General features: G+C 58.8%; 8 protein-coding genes and 1 tRNA gene. 4 read left to right on the forward strand and 5 right to left on the reverse strand.

The annotated features are described in order from the left end of the window. Positions 1-67: 67 nt before the first annotated feature. The 4 genes from RBB47_RS21560 to RBB47_RS21575 all read right to left on the reverse strand — a co-directional run bounded on the left by RBB47_RS21560 (position 68) and on the right by RBB47_RS21575 (position 2,696). Positions 68-259, reverse strand: a complete 192-nt coding sequence (locus RBB47_RS21560; RefSeq protein ID WP_305987948.1) for a Trm112 family protein — start codon at positions 257-259, stop codon at positions 68-70. A 36-nt stretch (positions 260-295) separates the two neighbouring features. Beyond that, positions 296-973: an LON peptidase substrate-binding domain-containing protein gene (locus RBB47_RS21565; protein WP_305987949.1), complete on the reverse strand. Its 678-nt coding sequence runs from the start codon at positions 971-973 to the stop codon at positions 296-298. An 85-nt stretch (positions 974-1,058) separates the two neighbouring features. Further along, positions 1,059-2,000 carry a thioredoxin gene (gene trxA, locus RBB47_RS21570; RefSeq protein WP_305987965.1) on the reverse strand — a complete coding sequence of 314 codons (942 nt, stop codon included), beginning with the start codon at positions 1,998-2,000 and terminating at the stop codon, positions 1,059-1,061. A 174-nt stretch (positions 2,001-2,174) separates the two neighbouring features. Next, positions 2,175-2,696 (reverse strand): prolyl-tRNA synthetase associated domain-containing protein, encoded by a 522-nt coding sequence (locus RBB47_RS21575; protein ID WP_305987950.1) that lies wholly within the window; start codon positions 2,694-2,696, stop codon positions 2,175-2,177. 244 nt (positions 2,697-2,940) lie between these two features. Between RBB47_RS21575 and RBB47_RS21580 the strand changes: the two genes are divergently transcribed. The 4 genes from RBB47_RS21580 (at position 2,941) to RBB47_RS21595 (ending at position 5,267) form a co-directional block, all read left to right on the forward strand. After that, positions 2,941-3,015: transfer RNA gene (locus tag RBB47_RS21580), tRNA-Gly, on the forward strand. A gap of 586 nt (positions 3,016-3,601) precedes the next feature. Next, complete coding sequence (locus RBB47_RS21585) at positions 3,602-3,736, forward strand: hypothetical protein (RefSeq protein WP_305987951.1); 135 nt, start codon at positions 3,602-3,604, stop codon at positions 3,734-3,736. Positions 3,737-3,844: 108 nt separating this feature from the next. Further along, positions 3,845-4,951: a M48 family metallopeptidase gene (locus tag RBB47_RS21590; protein ID WP_305987952.1), complete on the forward strand. Its 1,107-nt coding sequence runs from the start codon at positions 3,845-3,847 to the stop codon at positions 4,949-4,951. A 61-nt stretch (positions 4,952-5,012) separates the two neighbouring features. Further along, a complete protein-coding gene (locus RBB47_RS21595) occupies positions 5,013-5,267 on the forward strand; it encodes a hypothetical protein (RefSeq protein WP_305987953.1) in 255 nt (84 codons plus the stop codon). Between the two features lie 6 nt (positions 5,268-5,273). Here RBB47_RS21595 and RBB47_RS21600 read toward each other — a convergent pair whose 3' ends face one another. Continuing rightward, positions 5,274-5,975, reverse strand: a complete 702-nt coding sequence (locus RBB47_RS21600) for a sulfotransferase domain-containing protein (protein WP_305987954.1) — start codon at positions 5,973-5,975, stop codon at positions 5,274-5,276. Between the last annotated feature and the right edge of the window lie 630 nt (positions 5,976-6,605).

Raw genomic sequence — 6,605 nt, forward strand, 5'->3', positions numbered from 1 at the left:
CCGTTTGAGACGAAAAAAAGCCCGGGCCGATTGGCCCGGGCTTTTCGGTTTCCGGAGCAGCCTCCGGTCAGTCTTCCAGTTTGCGGGCCTCGTCGGCCAGCATGATCGGAATGCCGTTGCGGATCGGATAAGCGAGTTTGGCGGACCGGGAAATAAGTTCCTTGGCCTCGGTGTCGTATTCCAGCGTTGTCTTGGTCACCGGGCACACGAGTAATTCCAGCAGTTTCCGGTCAACGGGACGGTCGGTGGTTTCGGTCATGGGAAGGTCTTTCGGTTCGGGCACGAGGGGGGTGACCTACTGCAGCGTCGTGCCGCCATCGTTCTGGGATTTTGCCAGATCCATTTCCGTTATGGCAATCAGTGTTTCGGCCCGCGTCTTCAGGTCGCGGGCTTCCAGCAGAGCCTGTTTCTCCTGCGGGCCGTAGGGGCACATCATGCAAAGTGCGTTGACGAGCACCTCGGTTTCGGCTTCCGAAACGCTTTGCCAGTCCGCTTCCAGGTTGTTGGCATCAAGATAGTCGCGCAGGGTCTTCAAAAGGCCGTTGCGGTCCACATCCTCTTCGCCGTCGCCGCACCTGAGATCGGCGGCGAAGGGTGCAAAGTCGCATTCGACCTCGCGGAAGGCACTGTAGGAATTCAATTCCTTGCCAAGGGTAAAGCGGGTTATGCCCTGGAGTGTGACGAGGTAGCGCCCGTCACCGGTTTCCTGAAAGCTCGTCAGACGTCCGACGCAGCCGACCGTTGCAAGTGACGGCGTGTCCATATCGCTTCCCGGCACTTCGGCGATCGGCTGGACCATGCCGATCAGCCGGTTTCCGGCCAGCGCGGCATCGATCATGTCCAGGTACCGCTGCTCAAAGATATTCAGGGGCAACTGGGTTCTGGGAAGGAGTAGGGCACCGGACAGCGGAAACACAGGCAACACAGGCGGCAAGTCCGCAATCGTTTCATAAATGGCATTTCCCGCCTGCATCTCCACGCCTTCTTTTTGTTCTTTCCCGGATCGGGTTACGGTCGGCTCTTTGTTCCCCCCGTAAATGTGTCAGATCCTGAGATCGTCAAGAAAACAGAACGGCGGAGAGTTTGCGGCGGCCGTAGTTGCTGGCCGGATCCTTGAAGCCCCAGGCCTCGAAAAACTGCAGCAACTGTTTGCGTGCACCGTCCTCGTTCCAGTCCCGGTCGCGGCGGACAATCTCGATCAGCTGATCGACGGCGCCTTCCTTGTCACCCTTGCCGTTCAGCCCGAGCGCCAGGTCGAACCGGGCCTGATGATCAAGCGGGTCCTTGGCAATCCTGTCGTGAAGATCGGCAAGGTCGCCGAGCGAAGCTGCCTGTTCGACAAGATCGAGGGCTGCCTTGGCAGCGGTGTAGGCCTCGTCGGACCGTTTTTCCTCCGGAACGAGCTCCAGCGCCTGTTTGGCGCGCTCCAGTTCGTCGGCGCCGATATAGCACTGGGCAAGGCCGGCAATCGCGGCGACATTTTCCGGTTCCATCTGCATGACGGCTCCGTAAAGCTGTGCTGCCTGCGCAAAATCCTTTGCGGCCAGCAGTTCCTCGGCCTGCTCCAGAAAGGCGTCCGCCTGGTTTGCCGGGGCCGGTCCGCCCAGCTTTTCGATGAAGGCCTTGACCTCGCTTTCCTGTTGCGCACCCATGAAACCGTCCACCGGCTGGCCGTCCTTGAACGCAACCACGGCCGGAATGGACTGAATGCCCATCTGCCCGGCAATCTCCGGGTGATCGTCAATGTTCATCTTGGCCAGTTTGACGGTGCCGCCGGCTGCCTGAACCGCCTTTTCGATGATCGGCGTCAGCTGTTTGCACGGCCCGCACCAGGGCGCCCAGAAATCGACAAGGACCGGTTGCTGGCGGGAGGCCTCCAGAACGTCCGCCATGAAGGTCTGCGTGGTGACGTCGAAAACGAGGTCGCCGCCGGACGGACCGTTGCCGCCGCCGCCATCGCCTCCGAAACCGCCGCCCTGACCGCCATAGCCGCCGCCCATGCTGTCTCCGAAACCGCCGCCAACCTGGCCACCGACGCTGTAATTGCCGTTACTCATCTGCCCGCCTCGTCCTTTCCGGCCAGTGCCATTTGCACGCCGGACACGTTAATGGGTTGAATTTGCTCCTAACATGGAGCGCGGAGGCCGGAATTACAAACTCCGGCATAGACCGCTTTACTGGGCCGCCGCTTTCGCTTGTTCACTGACGGCCAAAACCTGCGGGTCGTGGCCGCAGGCCCTCGCAAATTTCAGGAGGTCCTCAGCGCTGATTGCCGTGGTGGCGTCATTCTTGAGCGGGTGGTAGTTGAGGATGTCATGCTCCATCATGGCCGCGTCGAAAACCGGGGTGACGCGCAATGCTTCGCGGTCGTTGATCAGCGAGAACGGGGTGACCGATCCCGGTTCGACGCCGAGAACTTCCATCAGAAGATCCGCATTGCCAAAGGAAACCCGTCCCTGGGCGCCAATGATCTGATGCACCTTCTTCAGATCGATATCCGCATCATGCAGGGCGACGATCAGAAAAAGGCGGCTCTTCTTGTCCTTCACGAAAAGGTTTTTTGTGTGGCCGCCCGGGATCCGGTCATGGAGGTCGCCGGATTCGGCGACCGTGAATACCGGCTGGTGGTCGACCGTTGAAACCCCGATGTCCAGATCGCCGAAAAAGGCCATCAGCTCGTCGCGTGTCGCTGGCATGTTTTTTCCCAAAAAATTCTGATCTTCCGCGCTGTTTAACGCGTTTGTGGTGTTCGCGACAAGCGGAAACCGCTCATAAATCCCCTTGATTTCTGCGGTTTTCCGGTTTCCGGCGTGCGGGCAGCCCACCAAAAGACAGCAAAATGAAATTCTTCAATTTCGGTGTTGCAATCCGTCCCGGCTTAGTCCATATACAGCGCCACCGACGCCGAGGCAGCCTTTGCCGGAGCGCACGGGGCACTATGCGGGTGTAGCTCAGGGGTAGAGCACAACCTTGCCAAGGTTGGGGTCGTGGGTTCGAATCCCATCGCCCGCTCCAGATTTCAAAATGGCCTGGGAAATTTCCCGGGCCTTTTTGTTTTTGCAGGAAACCACTCCTGTCCACACTTCCGGATTACTGCCCAAGGTGGCAGGGTGCGCAGAGCTGTGCTCTGGCAGATGTGCTCGGCCCCTGAGTTTCACCCGAATTTTGACTGCGTGCACTTGGACAGGTGCAAAAAGGTTCCGCCTACTCATTGTCCACTTTGGGCGGGGAGCGGACGTTCGCGGCAACTTGAACTAACGACTGCTCCGCGGACTTTCCTTCCGTTCGCTGTGCTGCATCATTTTTACCTCTGTCAGGCGGCAACTTGGAAGAGTGGGCGGATGTCGCGCTTTTTGCGGCGAGTTCAGGGGGGCTGCTTCTACGAAGCGGACAGCGCTTTGGACGATCTTCTAAGGCTTACAATACCAATCAACTGAAAAAGCGGCATGCGAACGAAGACTCGATTTGGGGTTTTCCAGCCACTGGGCTTGCGGCAATCTGTTTGTCGGCGACAACACCGCTTGGCTTGCATGCAGGCCCTCCGTTACAGTTCCTGCAACGCGGTCCAAAATCATCTGACGACGGACGAGGAGCGAATACCATGGCTATCAAGGCAGCGAGCGTCGATATCCGCGATGCGCGGGAACTGGGCCGAGACGGGCGTATCCCGAAGGTCTTTCTTGCGCCGCGCGGTGGGTTGAGATTCTGGGCCCAGCCCGGTGCTCGATGGCGTTGAAGACGCTGCAAGATATGGGGATGGGGAACATTGCCGAAATGACCGGCGGGTCAGCCGCCTGGCGCGATCCTGATGGGCCGGTCGAGCAGAGGGGGCTGACCGTAGGGCATGTCCAGTGAAGTCCCCATCGACTACCGTGCGCTGGCCGCCCGGAGCCCGCCGCACCTTTCGGTCGAAGAGCTTGCGATTTTGGAGGGCGAAGCAGTCGCCGTCGCCGCCGCGTGCAAACTCCTCGCGGCTTACCATGTCCACACCGGAAATATTGAGACTGCGCTTACCTATGCGCGCCAGGGATATGCGCTGGTGCCAGAGGCTGAGGCGGCAGGCAATATCGCCCGAATTCTGCTAGGTCTGCGGCGCTATTCCGACGCCCGCGACCTTGCCGCCGCAGAAGGTCCTTTCGATCCAATCGACCGCCAACTGGTCTTAACGGAAACCCATTGGCGATTAGGTGCGGACGACCTTTCTCGTGACGCGGGACGCGTCGCAATCGCGCTACTGGATGCCAACGCCGCGACCTGCACTCGAAAACCAAAGAAGAAACCGCGGAGCGGCGGGCTGAACGTCCTCTCCTATTCGCTCTTCGGCGATCAGCCTCGTTACCTTGACGGTGCGCTTCGCAATGCGGTCGTCGCGCGGCACCTCTATCCTGGCTGGCGCGTTCGCTTCTACGTAGATGCGACTGTCCCCAATCGAAGCAAGTCCTTACTCACGAATGAGGGCGCAGAACTGATTGAGATCGCACCGGAAGACCCGCTCGCCCGTTTTGGAACCTGTTGGCGCTTTTTGGTGGAGGACGATTCTGATGTCGCGCTCTATGTCGTGCGCGATTGCGATGCGGTGATCAACGTAAAGGAACGTGCGGCTGTTGAGGAATGGCTGATCTCGGGCCTCACTCTCCATGTCATGCGTGACCACCCCTGCCATGCTGCGTTGATCCTCGCCGGCATGTGGGGCGCACGCGCCGGACGCCTCGGCCCGATGCGCGATCGGCTGCTCGACTTCGTTGCCGGCCGGCCCGAAGCGACTGGAGACTATGATTTCGACCAGAAATTCCTGCGTCATGAGGTCTGGCCGCTTATGAAAGACGACATGATGCAACATGACAGTTGGTTTAAATACCACGGCAGCCAGCCCTTCCGTGCTGAGTTCAACCTGCCGCCCTACCGCCACATCGGGCAAGACGACTCCGTCGCGTTGTCACAAGGGCTGTGAAAAAGGTTCTGGGTTCGCTGGTACTTCGGGTATGCTGTCCATATTTCAAATGGAGGCATTGATGACCAAAGATAAGAAAGACGATACAGCGCCAGAAGAATTGAACGACGAGGCACTGGACGATGTAACGGGCGGCTTGCAATTCTCTAAGACCATGGCGACCAAAAGCAGCAAGGTGCGCCTGCCGACCGGCGGTCTCGGTATGACACCGGAGCTCTCCGGTGCGATAGACAAAAAGGTTCTTCCGACGGGTGGAGATGGCCAAACGCCTCCGCTTGATGTGGGGTTCACTCTCGACGACAAAAAGGGCACCTGAAGCCGTTCAGATCGGGTAACCGAAGCGATGCATGGCCTCGCCGATCCTCGATCTGATGAACGCGATATCTGTGTCGGCGTAGACGTTGGATGAGTCATTTTGTGCGCTGGTGAGCACGGTCCGAGCGTTGATCTCAGGTCGTTCGCGCGAGAGCCGGCACCAACCCATCTCTGCGGCGATCCGATCCATCTCTACGTTGTAGTCCGTGTTCAACGCCTCGTAACGGACAAGTCTGATACCCGGGTGTACCATGGCGGCTTTGGCCCAGCCTTCCACGTGCACGCGCCAGCGAGTGAGCATGTCAGGCAACTGCTCCATCTGGTAGCGTAACATGGCACCCATCGGAGCCGCCCGGATGAAAGCGGCTGCTGAGGCGCATTTGGGCCCTTCCGGCCAGTCGAGCGCGTTCAGGAAATGCCGATAGCTGTGCATGACGTCCCGCGGATCGCGATGGATACAGAAGATGTCGGCATGGGTCAGCACTTCGTCGATCACCGGCTCGAAGAAGGCGAATTGATGATGCGACTTTCGCAACCAAGTCGGCTCCACCGCCCTGTTCTCACGAAAGAAAAAAGCGACCGAGGCTGGGTGATACCAGTTCAGGTTTACAGTTGCCTGGTCGAGCATGAGATGCGCGTCCCGCTCCAGTCCGAAGCTTACCGCCAGCGCGTTCATGAGAAAATGGGTGCCAGAGCGTTCATGACTCACGACCACCACCCGTTTCGCTGAAGGATCCTCAGGTCCGCTCACCAGTCCCACTTCCATCCGGAAAAAGGCGCATCTCTCGCTGGTCCCGTGAGGCGACGACGAAAGCACCTGCTCCGCAAGCGCCTTGCAAGCCGCCTTGCCCGATCGTGATGCGCATCGCTGCGCTGCGATAGCAACTTAGCGCCATGGCAGCAGCCTGTCGATCTGGATCATCTTGTGCTCGGCGATCGGCGCGAGGACATCTGGGAGCAAAGCTTGAGCTGTGAGAAAGCGGGCGCTTGTAGCCTATAACACCATAGTCAATCTTGGCTTGGAGCCGACGTTCAATGCAAGCGGCCCAATGTCCGCTCTGAGCCGTGAGCCGTCATTTTCATTCGGCAGTCTTGTTCATAAAAGTATAGGATTATGAACGAGTGCTAGACGCGTTCATTTTTCTGAACTCAGTTGGCGTTTTGTCGGCATGTCGCTTACTCCGTTGTTCAGTGTAAGCGCTTCAAATCCTCACCAAGGTTGGGGTCGTGGGTTCGAATCCCTTTGCCCGCTCCAGATTTCTCATGTCCAGCCCGGAGACATAGGTAACGTTTTGTACCGGAGACATGGGTTACAACCTCGTGTCGAACGGGTTGTCGA

It is taken from the genome of Roseibium sp. MMSF_3544, assembly GCF_030732845.1.
In the GTDB taxonomy this organism is placed as follows: Bacteria; Pseudomonadota; Alphaproteobacteria; order Rhizobiales; family Stappiaceae; genus Roseibium.

Bases quoted from the DNA above. Each gene is read 5' to 3' on its own strand.
- RBB47_RS21585 (WP_305987951.1), top strand. From the start codon at position 3,602: ATGGCTATCAAGGCAGCGAGCGTCGATATCCGCGATGCGCGGGAACTG.
- RBB47_RS21595 (WP_305987953.1), top strand. From the start codon at position 5,013: ATGACCAAAGATAAGAAAGACGATACAGCGCCAGAAGAATTGAACGAC.
- RBB47_RS21590 (WP_305987952.1), top strand. From the start codon at position 3,845: ATGTCCAGTGAAGTCCCCATCGACTACCGTGCGCTGGCCGCCCGGAGC.
- RBB47_RS21565 (WP_305987949.1), bottom strand. From the start codon at position 973: ATGCAGGCGGGAAATGCCATTTATGAAACGATTGCGGACTTGCCGCCT.
- RBB47_RS21575 (WP_305987950.1), bottom strand. From the start codon at position 2,696: ATGCCAGCGACACGCGACGAGCTGATGGCCTTTTTCGGCGATCTGGAC.
- trxA (WP_305987965.1), bottom strand. From the start codon at position 2,000: ATGGGCGGCGGCTATGGCGGTCAGGGCGGCGGTTTCGGAGGCGATGGC.
- RBB47_RS21560 (WP_305987948.1), bottom strand. From the start codon at position 259: ATGACCGAAACCACCGACCGTCCCGTTGACCGGAAACTGCTGGAATTA.